This window comes from Leptospira perdikensis (genome assembly GCF_004769575.1).
GTDB lineage: Bacteria > Spirochaetota > Leptospiria > Leptospirales > Leptospiraceae > Leptospira_A > Leptospira_A perdikensis.
The window spans coordinates 174,476-193,056 of record NZ_RQGA01000009.1; the positions used below are offsets into that span (position 1 = coordinate 174,476).

Consider the following 18,581-nt stretch of genomic DNA (forward strand, 5'->3'; position numbering starts at 1 on the left):
TAATCTTTTGAAGCTAAGTTGTCTGGAAATCAATTTTGGAACCTAGAGAATTTTTCATAGAAGACCGGTTGGAACGGTTTCGCCTAAAGGCATTTTGCAATTTAGGGGAGAGTGGGCTTGGCCATTTCCGTTTGGAAGAAGTTTTAGAGATGGCAAAAATTTCATTTTCTGACCTTGCCGACATTCCTATGAATGATGCACCGAACCAAGGTTCCCTGGAACTTCGCCGTACCATCGCCGCTCTTTATCCTGGAGTTTCACCTGAACAGGTCCTTGTGACAACGGGAACAGGTGAGGCATTGTACTTGGCATTTCATATGGCGCTTAAGCCCCAAACAAAAGTGGCACTCATTTGGCCTGCCTTCCAAGCTCTTTATGAAATTCCCAAAATGCTCGGAGCGGAGATCATCAAAGTTCCCCATGAAAAAGCATTTCTCGCATCCACGTGGAGTGAGATTGATGCCGATCTTTATATTTTAAACCACCCTCACAATCCCACGGGCAAAACTTTTTCGGATTGGGAATGGAATTCCCTCATCACCGAGTTTCGGGAAAAAAAGAGGCAAGTTCTATTTGATGAACATTACCGGTTTTTACCAGGTGAAGGTTTTATAGGAAGAACCGGTGTGGATACCAACCATTCTTTTTATGGAACAGGATCTTTTACGAAATGTTTTGGCGTAACAGGTCTTAGGGTGGGTTGGCTTGTGGCAGAGGAATCTTTTCTGAAAAGGGCAAGGTCTTTTAAAGACTACTTAACTCATACTGTTTCTCCCATCTCCGAACGCATTGCTCTCGGGCTTTTAAATGCAAAAGAATCCTTCCTTCCGAAAATCCAATCACGAGTCAGAAAAAACATCCAAAGTTTCGATTCTGTATGGAAGGAACTTCCCTACACTGAGTCCTTCACAACACCTGCCGGTGGGCTTGTGGGATGGCTAAAATTAAAACCAGGAATTTCTTCGGAAGACTATGCGGACAAACTGTTCGAAAAAACTGGTGTTTTTGTTTTGCCTGGAATCAATTTTGAAGAAGAAGGTTTTTTAAGAATTGGATTTGGTGAAAGAGAGGAAAGAATGAATGAGGGTCTCCTTCGATGGAAAGAATGTACGGATCTCATTTAAAATCAAGTCTCCAATTATTTCCCGGCATAGGGGAACGAAAAGAAAAACAACTGTTTGGTGTTGGTGTCTATGATTGGGAATCTCTCATCCAATACCAAAAACAAAAAAACGATCCCCTCCTTCCTGCCGTTTCTATTTTAGAAGAACGCCTAGACGAATTAGATCACGAACTTTCGGAAGCAAATTTTCCATTTTTTACAACGGAACTTCCTAGTCTCGAATATTGGAGATTGTGGCAAAACTTCCCCGAAAAATTTTGTTTTTTAGACATTGAAACCACGGGAATTTCCGACTCTTCCGTGACCACTGTGGTGAGTCTCTATCAAAACAAACGAATGTTAACGTTTGAGAGAGGAAAAGATCTCGAGTTTCTTTTTGATTCTATTTCTCCCGAAGACATTCTTGTAACGTATAACGGAAAACGGTTTGATGTTCCTTTTTTAGAAAGGGAATTTCATTACCGGGTGAAAAATCCCCAACTAGATTTGATGAATCTTTTACATTCTATTGGAATCAAAGGCGGTTTGAAGAAATCAGAAGTATTACTTGGTCTTGTTCGTCCCGAAGAGATAGCAGGAATGGATGGAAGGCAAGCCCCTCTATTATGGTTCGAATACCAAAGAACGAATAACAAAGAAGCCTTGGAAAAACTAATCGCTTATAATAAAGAAGATACTAAAAACTTGGAAATTGTATTAGAAAAAACAATCGATAGGCTTACAGAAAACCGTTTGTTTTAATGTGGTCCGTACATATACTCTCTGAGTATACTCATCTCGGCTTGGGTTCTAGTTAGTTTTGTTTTGACAGCATCTCCAATCGAGATAAGGCCAATGATTTTGTCCCCATCAAGAACGGGCATATGACGGAAACGTTTTGTGATCATATTGTTTAGAATGTCATCCACATCTTCATCGGGCCCGGCGACTGTGAGTTGAGTGGTCATCACATCTTTCAGTTTGATTTTGTCAAGATTCACATGGTCTTTGGCAACCACACGCATCAAATCTCTTTCCGTAAAGATTCCCACAAGTTTTCCTTGGAAGGTAACAATGAGAGATCCGACTTTGGCACCAACCATCATTTGGGTGGCTTCCAATACATTTCTATCTTCTTCGATGGAAAGAACGGAGGACGCTTTGTCTTTTAAAATATCTTTTACGGACATGACTCCTATCGGTTTATAGGAATTGAGAGAGATAGCAAGAAATTTTTAGGAGGAGTGCGAGGAAAGACACGGGTTTTTGGAGCGTATCGGGATCGAACCGATGACCTTCTGAATGCAAATCAGATGCTCTCCCAGCTGAGCTAACGCCCCGTATCTTTATGGGCCTGACAAGATTTGAACTTGTGACCCCTCGCTTATCAAGCGAGTGCTCTAACCAACTGAGCTACAGGCCCGGGATACGAACAGTATTTTTCGACAGGGGTGCCTGGGCAATCTTTTTTTAAGATTATTTTAAGAAAGTCATCAGGAAAAATTAGAGTGAAATTTCTAAGATTAGATCATCTAACAAGAGTAATGCCGTAGATTTCCATTGGAACACACCTGCCTCGATGGAACAGTAACCCTTTTTTTCCCAACCCTCAATGGTTCTTATATATTTTATTTTGGTTTCTGAATCCAAATAGGTTTCTATAAAATCCAAATACCGAAAAGGGGAAAACAATCGAAATAATGTAAGGCTTAGTTCCGTAGATGGATCAATCCTTTCATACTTAGTTGATGTTTCTTTTTTCTGATAGAGACTAGCATTTCTCGGATTGCCATATCTGTGGCCAGCGATCATTCCATGAGCACCGGGTCCAATACCTAAGTAGGGTTCATAAGTCCAATACTTGAGGTTGTGTCTAGATTCAAATCCTGGTTTTGCATAATTCGAAACTTCATACCAATTGTACCCAAACTTTTTTAGTAACTCTGGCAATTGGATGAGGATCTCTGATTGAATGTTCTCTTCTGGTTCTCTTTTTTTGTGATCTGTGACATCACGAGAATACTGAGTTCCCTTTTCTAAAGTTAAGGAATACAAACTCAAATGAGGTAGGTCTGCCTCTAAAAAAAGATTTAAATCTCTATAAAAAGAGTCTTTTGTGACTCCAGGAATTCCATACATCAAATCGATTCCCACTCGTTTTATGGGGGAGCTGGTTAGAACATCGACAAGAGAGTTGTAACGGTCTGCGTCATAGTGACGACCCAGAAATTCCAATCCCTTTGGCTCTAAGGTTTGAACACCCACATTTACACGGTTGATTCCTATCGAATGATACTCTTCCAATAGTTTTGCGTTTAAATCTTCAGGATTCACTTCAATGGAAATTTCTGTGTCACTTGCGAAGGAGAATTCCGAACGTAAAAAATCGAGGAGTTCCTTCCAACTCTTAGAAGAAGCCTTGGAAGGAGTGCCTCCACCGAAAAATACCGTATCAATGGTGCGATTTTTGATTTCTGGGAAATGAATAACCCTTTCAGAAATTTCCTTTTGGTAGGATTTGAATAGAGACTTCTCATCGTTAGCTGGTGCCGCTCCAATCCCTTCTGAATAAAAATCACAATAATCACATTTTTTAAAACAATAGGGAAAGTGGACATAGACTCCCAAATAAGAATTTCGGACTTGCCAGATGGATTGTTTGTCTAATAATTCCATGAGTATGAGAGGGTTTGTATCGATTCTGTTTTTTTTAGGAATCTCTGCTACTCCGATCCTTTCACAGACACTTGTAGAACCAAACCAAAACTTTGTTTGGGAAAGTTTTTCTTTTGTCTTTCCTGAAACCGTAGTGGTAAAGTGGGAAAGCACATCGAGTAAAAAACTTACCGTTTATCCTGCCAAACGTGATGGGTTTTTTATGGTCGTAAGAACTCTTCCTTGGAATGAACCCTTAGACGACAAAACTCTTTGGAAGGATTCTGTATTTACGAAGGCGATCGAACCCAAACAGTTCCAAAAGTCACTGGGAAATCAAAACTTCCAAATTTTTCAGGCAGATCAAGTTCGAAACCAAAATGCTCTTCGGAACCAAGTATGGATTGGTTTGGAATCAAAACCGGCTTTATGGATCTGGATCCAATGGAAGAGTGATCGTAAAGACCTCACCGAATTCTTTGAATCCAACCTGTTTCTTCCGCTTTAACGTCTAATCTTTTGTTTTATGCTTGTCTCTACTTATTTCCCCGAAAGATTGGAAGTCAGTGGGGCCTATAGCTCAGTTGGTTAGAGCAGCAGACTCATAATCTGCGGGTCGAAGGTTCGAGCCCTTCTGGGCCCACAAAACAGGAAAGGAATCGATATTATATGGAGTTTTATGAAGTAAAAATCTCTGATATCAGCCTGACCAATGTAGGCTTTGCTGTTTTCCTCCGTCCGAAGGATTCAGAAGACAAACGTGTGGTTCCTATCTTTATTGGACCCTTAGAAACCCATTCCATAACCACAGTCATTGACGGAACCAAACCTCCGAGACCAATGACACATGATCTTATGTTGTACATGTTGACTTCGCTTGGGGCTACGGTTTTAAAAATTACAATTGAAGAGATCATAGACAGTACTTTTTACGCGAAAATCCAACTCCAAAAAGAGGATGAGATTATCACTTTGGATGCAAGGCCATCCGACTCAATTGCTCTGGCCTTAAGAGCCAATGCTCCTATTTTTATCGCCAAGTCTGTGTTAGATGAAACAGGGATCATTATGAAGGACGAGGAGATGCAAGGGGAGAATATATCTTCGGAGAAAAAAATCCAAGCCCTACCTAAGTCGAATTTACAGATTTTAGAAGAAACTTTGGAAAACGCATTGAAAACCGAAGACTATGAAACTGCTGCCAAAATTAGAGACCAAATCAAAAAACTCATCGAAAACAGTTAAGACGAATCCTCCTCTTAACTATGTCTCATAGAAAATCGGTACATTCGAATTTTTTAATTGTAATCCCACCTTTTCTTACATACACTTGGAATCCAAAAATAGGGATGTTTACCCTTTACAGGAAAGTTGTATGGAAAAATTGGTTATGGATGTTGTCAATGCTGGAATCGCTCTGTTTCGTTCTGGCGAAGAAAAGTTAAAAACTGCTGTTGTTGATTTAGAAAAAGTTTACAATGATCTAAAGTCAAAAGGGGAATTGGATAAATCGGTCGAGTCTCAAAAGATTCGTGACCTTCTCAGTAAAACAATTGCAGACGCTCAAGGTGCTATTGGTAAAACTAACGCAAGTTATGATGAGGTGTTGGCAAAACTTCAAGCTAATTACCAATCCATTTACCAACAAATTGATACGGCAATCCCTCCTCAAGTGAAGGAAAAGTTAAAACAAACGTTAGATGAACTGAAAGTTTTGATTGATAAAGCAAAATCGAAATAAGACTAGAGTTTCTTAGTGAAATTTAAGAAAAAGCCACAGAGATTTCTGTGGCTTTTTTTATTTGTTTTGGGAGAGTAGCCTAGATGAGTACGTCCCCCAAACGAATCAAATTCATACTTTTTCTGATAGTGTTTACGGACATGATGGGTTTTTCCCTATTGTTTCCTTTATTTCCTAAAACTTTAGAATTCTTCTTATTCAAAGGAGATGATGTTCTGTTCAGAATGTTCTATTCTGCCGCGAACCTTCTGTCCTTTGGAGGAGATACAAAGTATACCTTTGTATTGTTTGGTGGAATCCTTGGTAGTATTTATAGTTTTTTACAATTTATAGCAGCTCCGATTTGGGGGAGATTGTCTGATCATTCAGGACGACGTGCCATTTTAATTTTCACAACTCTTGGAAATACTATTGGGTACATCCTTTGGTTGTTTTCTTCTCAGTTTTGGATGTTTGTGCTCAGTCGTGTCATTACAGGAATGATGGGCGGAAATTTATCTGTGGCATCGGCGGCCATGGCTGACCAAACGGATGAAAAATCAAGAGCAGCAGGGATGGGGTTTCTTGGTGCCGGTATTGGTCTCGGATTTGTGATGGGCCCACTCCTTGGGGGAATCAGTTCCCAGTGGACTTTTTTAGATTTTTTACACCAAGAAGGAAGTGTCGTTGTTTTCCCTGCTTCCGCATTTTTTGCGATTTTAGTTTCGCTTCTTACAGTCATCCTTGTTTATATATTTTTACCACAGAACAAACCAGAAGTAATTCCAGAAAAGGAAATCCATCCCTTTCTTTCTTTAGGAAAAATTGAATCTCGTAATTTGGTTCGAATTTCACTTTTGAATTTACTCTTTGTTCTTAGTTTTTCTGGATTTGAATTTGTTGTTAATTTTTTTCTTTCTGATAGTTTTCATTTTTCTCCCAAAGAGATTGGGTTTACCTTTTTATACATAGGGATCATCATTATACTGGTGCAAGGTGGAGTGGTTCGTAGACTTTCTGGAAAAATTTCGGAAAAAAGAATTTCTCTTTATGGTGCCTTACTTGTTGTGATTGGGATGGGCCTACTTGTTAGTTTGGGAACAAGTTTTGCAGGACTATTTGTATCTTTATTCTTTTTGGCTTTTGGAAGTGCCCTTGTGAATCCTGGATTATCTTCATTTGCTTCATTAGAGAGTGGGAGAGGGGATTTGGGTAGGTCTCTTGGTCTCTTCCGAAGTTTTGGTTCCCTCGGAAGAGCCGTATCACCAGTCGTATTTTCTTTGTTATACTTTCAAAAAGGTCCTAGTTTGGCTTTTTTTGTGTCCTTCGTCCTTCTCATTGGATTTGGAATTTTACTCTTTACACAAAAAGAAAAAACAACTTAAAGAAAAGATTCCAACTTCGCACGAAGCATCGGAAACATTACTTTTTCATCCAACTTCTCTCCTGTGAGGGAAGTGCGGAGTAAAAAACTATCTCGAATTTTTCCGTCAAAACTATTCGCTGTAAAACTAATGATATCAATTCCTAAGTGGAAAAGAGATTCCGTGATTTGAAATAAAATTCCCGGAGTGTCTTTCATTCGTAAATCCATTACAGTAAAGTCAGAAGAAATGGGATTGTAAAGTTTTAGGGTGGCTTCGGAATCTCCAATTTTACGTACTAAAACTTCTTCCTTTGCATTCTCACGTAAGTACATAGCTACTGTTTTTCCTTCGTAAAACAAAGCGTAGAGATCAGTTCGGATTTGAGAAAGAAGTTCTTCTGTCATTTCTCCTCCTTCCCAACTACGAATCACAAATAGATCTTGGACATGTCCGTCACTCGCCGTTTCTGCCACCGCTTCTAAAATGTCCCAACCATGATTGTAGAGCACAGAGGTGACTCGGTAGAGAATTCCCAAATCATCTTGGGAAAGGGAAATTTTGAGTAGGGTTGTATCTTTTCTTGGGACACAAGAAACATGTAGGATGGGTTTTTTGATTTCTTGCATAATTTGCGCCATAGAGCTCTCCCTTAAAATCGGCATTCTGCTTAGAACTTAAACAAACGATTCTAGGAAATCCCCGAATCGGTTCTAATATAGCCGTTCTCTAACGAATTTGCAAAAAAGGTGCCAAGTGTTCGTTAGAAGGAAAATTTTGCTCCGAGCATCACTGATTGGACATTCTGGGCCACTACTGCTTCTACAGTGAGTTTGGTGATGAGAGCATTGATTTCGATCCCTGCGATAAGAAAATTAGTCGTGTTAGGTGCCTGTGCCTTCCCACTTAGATCCATAGTGAGAGTTCCGGTTTTGGTCTGTCCAAGTGCGGATGCCGGAATGAGGGCCGCAATTTCTGGAGAAAGGGAAGCGGAAATAGCCGAAGAATCCAAGGCTAAAGTTAAGGGGCCGGACCGAGATAAATTGAGAGTGGAACTACCGAAGTTCATGGAAGTTCCGGCTCCGGCAAAGATCGTAAAGAAATAGAACATTCGAAATCCCGTACGAATGTCCAAAGGAATACTTGTGACCGTACTGGAATAGTTAAACGTAGTAGAACCACCCCAAGTTCCGATGGCCGGACCTAGAGCCAATGTCTGTGATTTGTTATCATTATAGGTAACGTCAATGACTTGCCTTTGGTAATGGAGTCCGAGGCCCATAGAGATTCCTGAAAATTCAAATAGTCCGATTCCATCAGAATAATTTTCGATAATATGAAATCGTAAAGTAAAACCACCGTTAGTAATGTCTCCACCAAGTTCCACGTTTTTGTTTTGTGCTTCGATGGCTTTTTGTACATCACCTTGGGCAAAGTTGAATTTGAATCCATGAAGGTATAAATTGAATCTGTGGAGAAAGGTTTTGAGTTCAGGTTCCGTATCGGAGGGTCCACCTCCCATAAGCCAACCTAAGTTTACCGCAACAACAAAGTTAGGTGCCAGGGAGGCTCCTACGTTCGGGAGTTTTTGAAAACTCAAACTTTGGTAAGCGACATTGATATCTTCTTTTTGTTGGCCAGCAACAGTCAGTCCTGCACCGACTTGAAACCGGTTCACAATTCCTGGCCCCATAAGGGAAGAGTTGATATTGGAAATCACCGCAGCTTCAGACATGGTGGCGAGCACTTTGTCTGTATATTGCAGTTGTAGTGCCGTATCAACGCTATTGATCTGTGATTGGATGGTAGTGGGGAGGATGGTACAAGCATCTCCCGTACAAGTCACTTTTGCCTGTAAGGAAACATTCACAAGGAGGCTTGAACTGATTGTAAGTAAAAGAACACCAATACGGAATTTCATGTCGCCCCTATTATACCAAATATCGGAGATTGGTCTATGTTTTCTTAACAAATGGAGGTGGTTCTATTTCCTAGTTTACAAGTTAGAATTTCTGTGGAATATGAGGCCATGGCACCCATCCAAGAAAAAAGGAAATATGTACGCGTACAACCACTGGAAAATGATCCAGTCGAGATTCATCTGATGGGAACTGCCCTTTTGGATGTCTTAAAAGCGAGCGACATAAGTGTTGGCGGGGTCGGAGTCATTGCTCCGAACCACTTTGATGAATGGGATATGAACGAAACGGTGGAAATCCTTGTGGCCCTTCCAGGGGATTTGGAAGACTTTCTTGCACGAGGAGTGATCAAACAGATTGGCAAAAAATCTAAGGAAACAGGAGTTTATGGGGTACAATTTACAGAAATTGGTCCCAAAGGCAAACAAGACCTACAAGTTTATGTCAACCGAATGGTCAGACAAGGCCGTGAATTAAAATAGGATATTTTGATAATGGTTGTCAAAAAAATACAACCATTTGAAATGATAGGTAACCGTTAGGGGTGCTTGTTTCCTAGGACTGGATGTGTTAGGAATCGGCTGAGAAATACCCTTTTGAACCTGATCCTGGTAATGCTTGCGAAGGGAAACGAGAAAAGTGCTAAGTCTTGTGTAAGGATATAGAATCCTTAATTTCTAGAATTACCCTTTTTTGTTTTCCCGCTAATTTCTGATGGATCAGTTCCGGCCAAGGAAAACTGAACATGGAAACAAATCCCAACCATCCTATCGCGATCCCAGAAAATACCATCACACTTTCTGACAATACCAAGTTTCAATCTTACCGAACAGAAGGAATGTTTTGTATTCATGAAAACGAATACGATTATAAAAAAGGGATTCCTAAACTCAGAGAGTCTTGGATCCAAACTCGGGAGGTAAGAGGGGACAGAAATTTTTCCCAACTCTATTATGCCAAAAGAGATATCATCACAGAAGAGATGATATATGTGGCTAAAAGGGAAGGAATGAGTCCTGAGTTTGTTTTGAATGAAGTGAAAATTGGTCGGGCCATTATACCATCAAACAAACGTCATACAGAATTAGAACCAATGATCATTGGTAAGAAGTTTTTGGTAAAAATCAACGCCAATATAGGTAACTCGGCTATTTTATCATCCATTGATGATGAAGTGGAAAAACTTCGTTGGTCTTTACATTGGGGGGCTGACACGGTGATGGATCTCTCTACAGGAAAAAATATCCACGAAACCAGAGAATGGATCATTCGGAATTCTCCCGTTCCGATTGGAACTGTTCCTCTTTACCAAACATTGGAGAAGGTAAAAGGAAAAGTCGAAGACCTAAATATCGATGTATTTTTAGAAACTTTAGAAGAACAAGCGGAACAAGGTGTGGATTATTTTACCATCCATGCTGGTGTTCTTCGGGATTATATCCACCTAACAAACAAACGAATCACAGGGATTGTGTCTCGGGGAGGTTCGATCCTTGCCAAGTGGTGTAACCACCATAAAAAAGAAAACTTTCTTTATGAACATTTTGATGCCATTACTAAGGTCATGCAAAAATACGGTGTTTCGTATTCTTTGGGAGATGGGCTCCGGCCTGGTTGTATCAATGATGCCAATGACGAAGCTCAATTTGCGGAACTAAAAACTTTGGGAGAATTGACAAAACGCGCCTGGGCCGATGATGTCCAAGTGATGGTGGAGGGTCCAGGACATGTTCCGATGCATCTCATCCAGGAAAATGTTCGTCTCCAAGAAGAGATTTGTATGGAAGCTCCTTTTTATACCCTCGGGCCACTTGTCACAGACATTGCCCCAGGTTATGACCATATCACTTCTGCCATTGGTGCTGCCATGATTGCTTGGTATGGAACCGCTATGCTTTGTTATGTGACACCAAAAGAACATTTAGGCCTTCCGAATAAACAAGATGTAAAGGATGGTGTGATTGCTTATAAAATTGCGGCTCATGCTGCCGATCTTGCCAAAGGACATCCTGGTGCCAAAGAAAGAGACGATTTGTTAAGTAAGGCTCGGTTTGAATTTCGTTGGGAAGACCAGTTTGCCCTCTCTCTTGATCCTGAACTCGCTCGCTCGTACCATGATGAATCCCTTCCACAAGATGGAATGAAAAAGGCCCATTTTTGTTCGATGTGTGGACCTCATTTTTGTTCCATGCGTCTCACAACGGATTTACGAAAGGAAACGATAGGAGCGGGTGCAGTGGACGGCTCTGAAGTTTAGTTGGTTTGTTCCCACTCATTGGTTGCATCTGATTCGTGATTTGATCTATGAGTGATTCGATTCGCAGTAACGAAAAAACCCGGCCAAATGCGCCGGGTTTTCGATAAAACTTTTGTAATCTATGTTTTGAAGGTAAAAAATCTTGAATCAGTTTGAGACTAAAGTCCCAAACTACGACCAATGATTTCTTTCATGATCTCTGTGGTTCCCGCATAGATGGTTTGGATCCTTGCATCGAGGTAAGCTCTGGCAATTGGATATTCCATCATATAACCGTATCCACCAAAGAATTGTAAACACTCATCAGTATGGCGTTTTTGCATTTCTGTTGTGTACCATTTACACATAGAAGCTTCGGCTGTTGTGTTTTCACCTTTCATATGTTCCATCACAACTTTGTCGCAGAACACTTGTGCCATTTCTAGTTCTGTTGCCATTTCCGCCATTTTGAATTTTGTATTTTGGAAAGATCCGATCTTTTGACCAAAGGCTTTTCTTTCTTTGATGTATTGGAGGGTTAAGGATTGGACAAGTCTTGTTGCCTCCACTGCAGCCACTGAAAGCACCAATCGTTCTTGTGCTAACTTTTGCATGAGGTAACGAAAACCTTGTCCTTGTTTACCGATAAGATTTGTTTTCGGAACAATTACATCGTTGAAATACAATTCAGAAGTGTCTTGGGCTTTGAGTCCGATTTTATCTAAATTACGTCCTCTTTCAAAACCTTTCATTCCTTCTTCAATCATCACAAGGGAAATAGTTCCGTTGTCGTGTTTGACGGCAGTGATGATAAGGTCAGCTAGTTGTCCGTTTGAGATAAATGTCTTTTGTCCATTCACCACAAAATGATCACCCATATCAACAGCACTTGTACGTAAGGATTTAAGGTCAGATCCGGCTCCGGGTTCAGTCATTGCTACGGCAAGGATGGATTCCCCCGAAGCACATTTCGGAAGCCAACGTTTCTTTTGTTCATCACTGGCATAAGTAGAGATGTAGGGAGCAATCACGTCATTATGAAGGGAGATAAAAAAACCACTATTTCCCACGCGAGAAGATTCTTCGATGATGATGATGTTATAAAGGAAGTCGGCACCAGAACCGCCGTATTCTGTGGGAACATCGGGGCAGAGTAGGCCATTTTCGCCCGCTTTTCTCCAAACTTCTTTGGGTACGATATGGTTTTTTTCCCATTCTTCGTGGTGTGGTTTTACTTCTGTTTCAAAAAATTTCCGAGCCATCTCGCGGAATTGATGGTGTTCTTCAGTAAAGGGGAGGATACGCTCCATATGATTTGTGACTCCTTGATATGGAAATGTTACAAAAATGGCGAATTGAGGTCAATTATAAACAGTGTTCAGCTTCATGTAGACACCGGGATTTTTCTTGATGTACTGAATCGCATCTTCTTCGGAAAGAACATACAATTCCGTGCCCGGCCAGGCAATGAAACTGAAATTAGAAGGGAGGTTTTTGGTGAGGGAGTAGATTTCCCCAACAAAGTCACCAGCACCCAGTTCTCGAATGGTTTTGTGATTTTGCATCACCACAACGGTTCCGGACCTAACAATAAAGGCATTGTGAAAGGTTTGGCCTTCTTCAATCAGAGCTGCTTCTTTTTTTACAGTTTCTAGTTTTAAGATGAGTTCAAGTTGGGTGACTTGGTAACTGGTGAGTCCCCGGAAGGTTTGGGATTCTGTGAGTGTTTTCCAGGTATTGGTTTCTCGGATGCTATTGAGTTTGGTTAGGTTTTCGTGGAGTTTGGATCCGCGTATGAACTGAAAGAACCTAGTTTTTTCAATGGTGAGGGCGACAACATCTGTCTCAGCAAATACATCCGCTTGACGAACCGTATCCAAAATCAGGGAGGCTTCGCCAAAGTATTCGTAAGTTCCATACCTTTTGACGGCAGTAGGATCACCAGATAGTCCTTCAAAACGAACATTCCCGGAAGCAATGATAAAAAATCTGTCTCCGTGAGTTCCCTTTTTGATGATTTGTTCGCCACGACGGAATTTTTCTTCTTTTACGATTTGTAAAAATTCTTTGGCCTTCTCAATTGGGAATCCAGAGAAAATATCAATTTGAGAAAGGATTTCTAAAAGTTGGAAAGCCTCTTGGTGTTTGGGCGGAGTGATTTCTGGATATAACGTATTTTCAATTCCAAATTTAGCAAGCGTAAGGTGGTTTCCTTCAGGCATATCTTTGGCAGCAATATGGTATACTGTGATTCGTTTTTGCACTTCTTCCGGTAGTGAGGCAAGGTAACTAATCTTTGTATGCAGAGGAGGGACACCGGCTTCGTGATAAATGATTTTACGATCCCAAGGGAAATCTTTCAAAAACTGGTATCTGGTTTCAGTAAATACACCTTTTTTGTACATTTCCTCAAAGGCATCGGGGTCATTTAAGTGGTCAGAGGTATAATAGAAAGACTGGTCTTGGAAAAAAAATTCGAATCCCACGGAAGGAATGGAATGGAGGGCATAATGAAAATAAAATTCACCACCGTTGATGATTGTCGGCCTTCCGATAACAACGGGAATAAAATCAAATAGGTCTGTGATTTCACGGCGTGGAATCTTTGTTAGACTACAGTATTTTTTAAGGAATGATTCCATCACAGTTGCTGTGGCATAGATGGTGATTTTGGATTCTTCTAAAATCTTTTGGAAGGTTCCTGCATCATGATCAGCATGACAGTGAGTGAGAATGATGGAGTTGATGAACTTGGGATTTACATTGGATTCCCGTAACCACTCAGTGGAGTTCACCGGTGGATCCACCATAATTCCTTGGCCGTTCAACCAAATGATAAAACCAGAAGTGTTGTCTGTCGGATCAAAACCATGAGAAGGTCCAAGGCAAGTGATTCCGATGAGAGGAGGTTGGAAAGGTTCTTCTAACCTTTTTCCAATATCATACTTCACATGGAAGTCGACCTCTCCAGGAGTTTTGATTTTTTTATCTCCATCCACAATGAGAAATTCATTGGAGGGGAGTTGTTCAATTGTGATTTTTCCGAATTGGGCTTTGTGGTTTTCGTCGAATAAAACAAATTCAACCACTTCCTCCATAGTTTTGTAACTACGGAAATGTGCCATCTCGGCCTTGATATCAGGGAAACCAAAACTTTCCGTTCCATCAATAAACTCAGAAGCTAGGTTCAGTTCTTGTGGCCCCATAAGAGATTCCCCGAGAACAATAGTTAGCTGTTCTTTTTGTTCGGGAGAACAAACAATAAATGTTTTTTTGCCACCACGAAAGAAGAAATTGAAGTAAATGGGGAATTCTAACTCCGCAATGGAGATCCCTTTTTCGACATGGAAGAATTTATTGGGAAGAACAAACACCAGAGGGGTTTTCTTTTCCAACCCCATGGTGTCTTTAATTGTTTCCGGAGGGGATCCAATTTGGATATACCCTTCGGATGTATCGACTAAATATCCCCCTCTAGGGAGAGCGGTAAAACCATTCGGTTCAGAACTGACCATTAGGGGATAATTTATTTCCTACTTGTGATTTTCTATAAATTTTTTAATTTGCGGTTTTGGTAAAGCACCAATTGCTTTATCCACTAAAACTCCGTCTTTATAGAGAAGAAGAGTCGGGATCGATTGGATTCCCAATTCCTGCGCTGTCTTCTGATTGAAATCAACATTTAGTTTTGTAATTTTGATATCAGCCATTTCTTGCGATAATTCATCAAGAACAGGAGCCACCATTCGACAAGGTCCGCACCATTCCGCCCAACAATCCACGAGTACAACGCCTTTAGCAGTTTCTGCTTTGAAATTGGCGTCAGTGACTTCCGTAAGTGCCATATTTCGAAATCTCCTTTTGAAAAGTATTGCCCTTTCTATAAACTAGACTGGGGATTCTAGGGAAAAACGTCGATTATTGTTTCTTTTTTTTCTTTTTATCGTCGGATTCGAGATCCGTAATCTTTTGTTGAAAGGATTCAATGAGTGTTTTGGTTTTTTCCAAATCTTCATTTTCGCCTGTAATTTGGAAAATTTTACGGTTCATTTCCAACATTTCCACAGAATGTTTCAAATCTGTGGAATCTTGTGTAGACATTTCAAATTTTGTCCTATAATCCTGGGCGGCTTGGTTAGCAAGTTCTATGACAAGGTTGAAGTGTTCTTTGCGAATGTAGTAATACGGATTTTCGAGGTCTTGTTCTCTTTCGTAAGCAATGAAATCAAAAAGGTTTTTGGTACATGCCGCAACTCGGAAATTGATGTCAGGCCAAGACCATTTCCACTTTGAGTTGGTACCAAATGCAGCAGTGGTTTTCTTCATGGCTTGCATTAATCCCTTCACGAGATTCAGTCTTTGTGTAGGTGTGAACCTTTCTATTTTTGCTAATTGTTCTTTGTTTTCGGAAAGAGAACCATCTACGTTGTTTCCCACCGTTTTTTCGATATAAGAGATTGCGTTATAAATTTCTTTTCTAGCAGTTTCTAAATAGTTGTTGTTGTTGATTTCTAAAATAGCAGTGGAGAGTTCATTAATCACAATACAGGTGTTAATGGTTTTGATAGAGTTGATGGCAAGGGAGATATTGAAATAAGGTTCCATGTCCTTACTTTTTTTGGCTTGGACCTTGAAGATATTGGCTTCTTTTTTTAATTCCTCCAGGTAGTTTTTGAAATCTACTAGTTTGTCGTTGAAGTCTGCCTTTTTTTCCTTTGTGATTGCCATGGTCTGGTATCATTTTCGGCAGATTCGATTCCTTTTGTCCATAAAAAACATCGACCCGGGGGACAACTTGCCGAAACTGGAATAGAATGGACAATTCTCCCAGGAAACAAAGGGATCTACTCGATCTTCTCGATACCTACAAATACATGAACCAGGCAATTTTCTGGGATTTTTTGGATTTAGACGGTCGTTGGGATTTTGCGAACGGTTGGTTGCATTTGAACCATCCGGAAGACGAGTGGAGGGTGAGGGCTTCGGAACAATTCCCCCCCATCCGCCCGGAAGGCACTGACCACTAATCCTTTTGGATTTTTCTTTAGGTCAAGGCACCTAGATTCCAAGACCAAACCTGGTCTTGGATTTACCAATTAGTAAGTAATCTTTAAATCAGAAATATCAATAAACTTTCTAAAAAGAAGGCTATTGGTAGGTTTCTTTGTATCAAACACAAGAACTGCTACTTTGTTAAAAGTAAGAAAGTTTGGTCGGTATTGGGTGTAGTGGTGACTTGTAATGTTTGTGCGATACTTGTTATTGTAAATGGTATAAGTGTGTTTTGGAAGAGTTTCATGCACTTGGCGTTTTTTCTCATCTTCCGTTTGTGCCACATAGTTATACATTACTTGTTTTTCTTTTGTAGGACCTGTTTCACCAAATAATGTAAACGGAAGTGCCTTTGCATTATTTTTGCATAGATAATCCACTACTTCTGTAAATGTAGGTTCTGGCATTTCTGCTTCAAATCCTGAGTAGTGTCTTTTCTCTACTTCCGCTTTTTTCTTTGCATAAGTTTCTTCACCCCAAATTTCTTTGGCAGTCACTGGTGTTGGCATTACATTGGAAAAGTATAATGTTTTTTCGTCTTTTTCCGGATCTGACTTTCTCCATGCAGGATAAGGGATGAGTCTTCTTTCATCTGGATTACTTCTGTCTCCCTCAAATCCAGCAAGAACATAAATGGCATATTCATTGTTCTCTGGAACTCTAGATTCTAGTTCTACTTGGACATCTAGAAATTCGCCTTTTCCTGTATCAGCATGTCGTCTAACAAAGTTTACACCTTTTAGGCGGATCCTTGTATCATACATAGAAAGTGGATACAGATCACGGTTGTCTTTGGAGGCAGCTGTGTTTTGTGTCCCTTGCGTATTCCCTGTTTCTTGTGCGAATAGGGCACAAGTGAGTAGGGTGAATGAAATGGCGAATATTGTTTTGTTCATGTTCCGACTACCAATTTGGTTTATACAGTTAGTATCGAAGAAATGCCCCGGAAAAATTAGGGAAATTAGGCTTTTTTCGGGCGATTGTTCTCGTCCACAAAGACTACCTTAGGTTTGTAATCTGTGGGAAGCTCTTTTTCTACCACTTGGCCGTAGGTGATGATGATGACCTTGTCACCTTTCATCCCGAGCCTGGCCGCTGCTCCATTCAAACAAATGGTTCCCGAACCGCGTTCTCCTACAATCAGGTAAGTTTCGAACCGAGCCCCGTTATTTACGTTCACCACGGAAACTTGTTCATAGGGTCTCATTCCGGCCAAATCCATAAGGTCTTGGTCAACGGTGAGGCTACCTTCGTAGTGGAGTTCGGCCTCAGTAACGACGGCCCTGTGAATTTTGCCTTTGCAAACAGTGATGATCATTCTGACCTCTCAAATAAAACCCTAAACATTTTGCCCGATAGATTCAAAAGGCTTTTTTGTACGAGAACATGGATTTTCGTATTGATCCTTTCCACAGAAAAGGGGATGGCCTCGAAAAGTGGGGTGACTACGTAGTTTTCATATAGGTTGGGGTAATGGCGATTTTCATCCACCACCCGGCCCCGGAATGCTTCCACAACTTTCATCATCACCCTTTTTTCTTCCCGGGAAAGAATGAGTCCTTCCAAGGGTCTAAGAAATCGTAAAGTGAATCCTTGGATTCCATTTCCTTCGATTTTGGGAATGGCATCGATATGGCCTTTGTCTTTCAAAAATAAAAGGGCTTCGTTCAGTTTGACGGGGTAAGGGGAGTCTTCTAAGTGGATATAGTCTCCTCTTGTGATCATCTCCGCATGTTTTTGGAAGTGAACACCATCCGAATAGTAGAGGAGTTTCGCCAAATCAAGGCGGGCTCTACCATTGGGTGATTTTTCGAGGATCCAAAGGATCGCATGATAAAGTTTCTCCATCGAAAAGGACTTCCTTCTTACCTGTTTCCTTCGATTGTTCCGTACTTAAGATACGTGAAATTCCAGGAAAATTCCAGGAAAAATCGAAGGGAATCCATGCTCTTTTTAGAACACAGTCCATGTTTAACAGGGGGCATAGGTGCGAAAGCGGAAAATCTTTTGGTTTCCCCAGAGACACTCTCTTCTCTGGGAGTGGAACTTGTCACTTTGCAAAGAGGGGGGGACTTTACCGCCCATGAGCCGGGGCAAATTGTAGGTTACTTACATATTGATTTGAAAAAAAGGAATTTAAGTTTGGGTGATTTTTTACGGGCTTTAAACAAAAGTTTGGTGGAGTCCATTCGTGAAATTTGGGGATTAACACTCGAGGAAAATCCCAAAGCACCGGGTTTGTATACTGCCGAAGAACCCAAATTAAAACTTGTTTCGGAAGGAATCTATGCGAAGTCCTATTTTACTAGTTTTGGATTTGCTTTGAACGGTGTGAACAACCTATCTACCTTTTCTCTGATCAACCCTTGTGGTGCGAAGTCGGAAGATATGACATCACTGCTTCGGTTGGGGAAAGATACGGATTTTTTGAAGAAACGAAAGGAATTTGTAGAGGTTTTTGCCAGGACATTTATAGACTCACTCTCTTAATTTCCTCCGTATTTTCCTGGGTAAATTCGAAGATTCGACCGAA

Annotated in this window: 21 protein-coding genes and 3 tRNA genes; 11 read left to right on the forward strand and 13 right to left on the reverse strand. The window is 40.7% G+C overall.

Features of this window, described 5'->3' with window-relative positions; all coding sequences use genetic code 11:
* Nucleotides 1-35: 35 nt before the first annotated feature.
* Together EHQ49_RS09185 and EHQ49_RS09190 are read left to right on the forward strand one after the other, a co-directional pair.
* On the forward strand, nt 36-1,124 hold the full coding sequence (locus EHQ49_RS09185) for a pyridoxal phosphate-dependent aminotransferase (RefSeq protein WP_135578649.1): 1,089 nt from the start codon (nt 36-38) through the stop codon (nt 1,122-1,124).
* Nucleotides 1,106-1,864 carry a ribonuclease H-like domain-containing protein gene (locus EHQ49_RS09190; RefSeq protein WP_135578766.1) on the forward strand — a complete coding sequence of 253 codons (759 nt, stop codon included), beginning with the start codon at nt 1,106-1,108 and terminating at the stop codon, nt 1,862-1,864. Before EHQ49_RS09185 ends, EHQ49_RS09190 begins: the two co-directional genes overlap by 19 nt.
* On the opposite strand, the gene EHQ49_RS09195 is transcribed toward EHQ49_RS09190, so the two are convergent.
* The 4 genes from EHQ49_RS09195 to hemW form a co-directional block, all read right to left on the reverse strand.
* The gene (locus EHQ49_RS09195) at nt 1,861-2,292 is read right to left on the reverse strand and encodes a CBS domain-containing protein (RefSeq protein ID WP_135578651.1); all 432 of its coding nucleotides are present in this window, start codon (nt 2,290-2,292) and stop codon (nt 1,861-1,863) included. The two genes, EHQ49_RS09190 and EHQ49_RS09195, sit on opposite strands and share 4 nt — an antisense overlap.
* 77 nt (nt 2,293-2,369) lie before the next feature.
* Nucleotides 2,370-2,442 (reverse strand) — tRNA-Ala (locus EHQ49_RS09200).
* A gap of 9 nt (nt 2,443-2,451) precedes the next feature.
* Nucleotides 2,452-2,525, reverse strand: a tRNA-Ile gene (locus EHQ49_RS09205).
* Between the two features lie 80 nt (nt 2,526-2,605).
* Nucleotides 2,606-3,778 carry a radical SAM family heme chaperone HemW gene (hemW, locus tag EHQ49_RS09210; RefSeq protein ID WP_135578652.1) on the reverse strand — a complete coding sequence of 391 codons (1,173 nt, stop codon included), beginning with the start codon at nt 3,776-3,778 and terminating at the stop codon, nt 2,606-2,608.
* A 4-nt stretch (nt 3,779-3,782) separates the two neighbouring features.
* On the opposite strand from hemW, the gene EHQ49_RS09215 reads away from it, so the two are divergent.
* The 5 genes from EHQ49_RS09215 (at nt 3,783) to EHQ49_RS09235 (ending at nt 6,862) form a co-directional block, all read left to right on the forward strand.
* A complete protein-coding gene (locus tag EHQ49_RS09215) occupies nt 3,783-4,265 on the forward strand; it encodes a hypothetical protein (protein ID WP_135578768.1) in 483 nt (160 codons plus the stop codon).
* Between the two features lie 61 nt (nt 4,266-4,326).
* Nucleotides 4,327-4,400 (forward strand) — tRNA-Ile (locus EHQ49_RS09220).
* Nucleotides 4,401-4,426: 26 nt separating this feature from the next.
* The gene (locus tag EHQ49_RS09225) at nt 4,427-5,002 is read left to right on the forward strand and encodes a bifunctional nuclease family protein (protein WP_135578654.1); all 576 of its coding nucleotides are present in this window, start codon (nt 4,427-4,429) and stop codon (nt 5,000-5,002) included.
* A gap of 130 nt (nt 5,003-5,132) precedes the next feature.
* Nucleotides 5,133-5,498, forward strand: coding sequence for a phasin-related domain-containing protein (locus tag EHQ49_RS09230; RefSeq protein WP_135578656.1), 366 nt, complete (start codon nt 5,133-5,135; stop codon nt 5,496-5,498).
* Nucleotides 5,499-5,581: 83 nt separating this feature from the next.
* A complete protein-coding gene (locus tag EHQ49_RS09235; RefSeq protein ID WP_135578658.1) occupies nt 5,582-6,862 on the forward strand; it encodes an MFS transporter in 1,281 nt (426 codons plus the stop codon).
* Here EHQ49_RS09235 and EHQ49_RS09240 read toward each other — a convergent pair.
* The gene (locus EHQ49_RS09240) at nt 6,859-7,482 is read right to left on the reverse strand and encodes a hypothetical protein (protein ID WP_135578660.1); all 624 of its coding nucleotides are present in this window, start codon (nt 7,480-7,482) and stop codon (nt 6,859-6,861) included. The genes EHQ49_RS09235 and EHQ49_RS09240 overlap by 4 nt on opposite strands.
* Before the next feature lie 122 nt (nt 7,483-7,604).
* Complete coding sequence (locus EHQ49_RS09245; RefSeq protein ID WP_135578662.1) at nt 7,605-8,762, reverse strand: Lsa36 family surface (lipo)protein; 1,158 nt, start codon at nt 8,760-8,762, stop codon at nt 7,605-7,607.
* A gap of 108 nt (nt 8,763-8,870) precedes the next feature.
* Between EHQ49_RS09245 and EHQ49_RS09250 the strand changes: the two genes are divergently transcribed.
* Both EHQ49_RS09250 and thiC read left to right on the forward strand, forming a co-directional pair.
* On the forward strand, nt 8,871-9,242 hold the full coding sequence (locus EHQ49_RS09250; protein WP_135578664.1) for a PilZ domain-containing protein: 372 nt from the start codon (nt 8,871-8,873) through the stop codon (nt 9,240-9,242).
* 263 nt (nt 9,243-9,505) lie between these two features.
* Entirely contained in the window at nt 9,506-11,017 is a 1,512-nt protein-coding gene (thiC, locus tag EHQ49_RS09255) for a phosphomethylpyrimidine synthase ThiC (RefSeq protein ID WP_135578666.1), read from the forward strand.
* 158 nt (nt 11,018-11,175) lie between these two features.
* Here thiC and EHQ49_RS09260 read toward each other — a convergent pair whose 3' ends face one another.
* The 4 genes from EHQ49_RS09260 to EHQ49_RS09275 all read right to left on the reverse strand — a co-directional run bounded on the left by EHQ49_RS09260 (nt 11,176) and on the right by EHQ49_RS09275 (nt 15,724).
* Nucleotides 11,176-12,306 carry an acyl-CoA dehydrogenase family protein gene (locus tag EHQ49_RS09260; protein ID WP_135578668.1) on the reverse strand — a complete coding sequence of 377 codons (1,131 nt, stop codon included), beginning with the start codon at nt 12,304-12,306 and terminating at the stop codon, nt 11,176-11,178.
* 51 nt (nt 12,307-12,357) lie between these two features.
* The gene (locus tag EHQ49_RS09265; RefSeq protein ID WP_135578670.1) at nt 12,358-14,511 is read right to left on the reverse strand and encodes a cAMP/cGMP-dependent 3',5'-cyclic-AMP/GMP phosphodiesterase; all 2,154 of its coding nucleotides are present in this window, start codon (nt 14,509-14,511) and stop codon (nt 12,358-12,360) included.
* 18 nt (nt 14,512-14,529) lie between these two features.
* The gene (gene trxA, locus EHQ49_RS09270; protein WP_004786415.1) at nt 14,530-14,841 is read right to left on the reverse strand and encodes a thioredoxin; all 312 of its coding nucleotides are present in this window, start codon (nt 14,839-14,841) and stop codon (nt 14,530-14,532) included.
* A 73-nt stretch (nt 14,842-14,914) separates the two neighbouring features.
* Nucleotides 14,915-15,724, reverse strand: a complete 810-nt coding sequence (locus tag EHQ49_RS09275; RefSeq protein WP_135578672.1) for a hypothetical protein — start codon at nt 15,722-15,724, stop codon at nt 14,915-14,917.
* 86 nt (nt 15,725-15,810) lie between these two features.
* On the opposite strand from EHQ49_RS09275, the gene EHQ49_RS09280 reads away from it, so the two are divergent.
* The gene (locus EHQ49_RS09280) at nt 15,811-16,023 is read left to right on the forward strand and encodes a hypothetical protein (protein ID WP_135578674.1); all 213 of its coding nucleotides are present in this window, start codon (nt 15,811-15,813) and stop codon (nt 16,021-16,023) included.
* A 69-nt stretch (nt 16,024-16,092) separates the two neighbouring features.
* Here EHQ49_RS09280 and EHQ49_RS09285 read toward each other — a convergent pair whose 3' ends face one another.
* From EHQ49_RS09285 to EHQ49_RS09295, 3 genes are all read right to left on the reverse strand, one after another.
* Complete coding sequence (locus EHQ49_RS09285; protein WP_135578676.1) at nt 16,093-16,944, reverse strand: hypothetical protein; 852 nt, start codon at nt 16,942-16,944, stop codon at nt 16,093-16,095.
* A gap of 65 nt (nt 16,945-17,009) precedes the next feature.
* Nucleotides 17,010-17,366 (reverse strand): aspartate 1-decarboxylase, encoded by a 357-nt coding sequence (gene panD / locus EHQ49_RS09290; protein WP_135578678.1) that lies wholly within the window; start codon nt 17,364-17,366, stop codon nt 17,010-17,012.
* Complete coding sequence (locus EHQ49_RS09295; protein WP_135578680.1) at nt 17,363-17,896, reverse strand: type II toxin-antitoxin system antitoxin SocA domain-containing protein; 534 nt, start codon at nt 17,894-17,896, stop codon at nt 17,363-17,365. Before EHQ49_RS09295 ends, panD begins: the two co-directional genes overlap by 4 nt.
* Between EHQ49_RS09295 and lipB the strand changes: the two genes are divergently transcribed.
* Nucleotides 17,879-18,538 (forward strand): lipoyl(octanoyl) transferase LipB, encoded by a 660-nt coding sequence (gene lipB / locus EHQ49_RS09300; protein WP_135578682.1) that lies wholly within the window; start codon nt 17,879-17,881, stop codon nt 18,536-18,538. The two genes, EHQ49_RS09295 and lipB, sit on opposite strands and share 18 nt — an antisense overlap.
* The last annotated feature ends 43 nt before the right edge of the window (nt 18,539-18,581 follow it).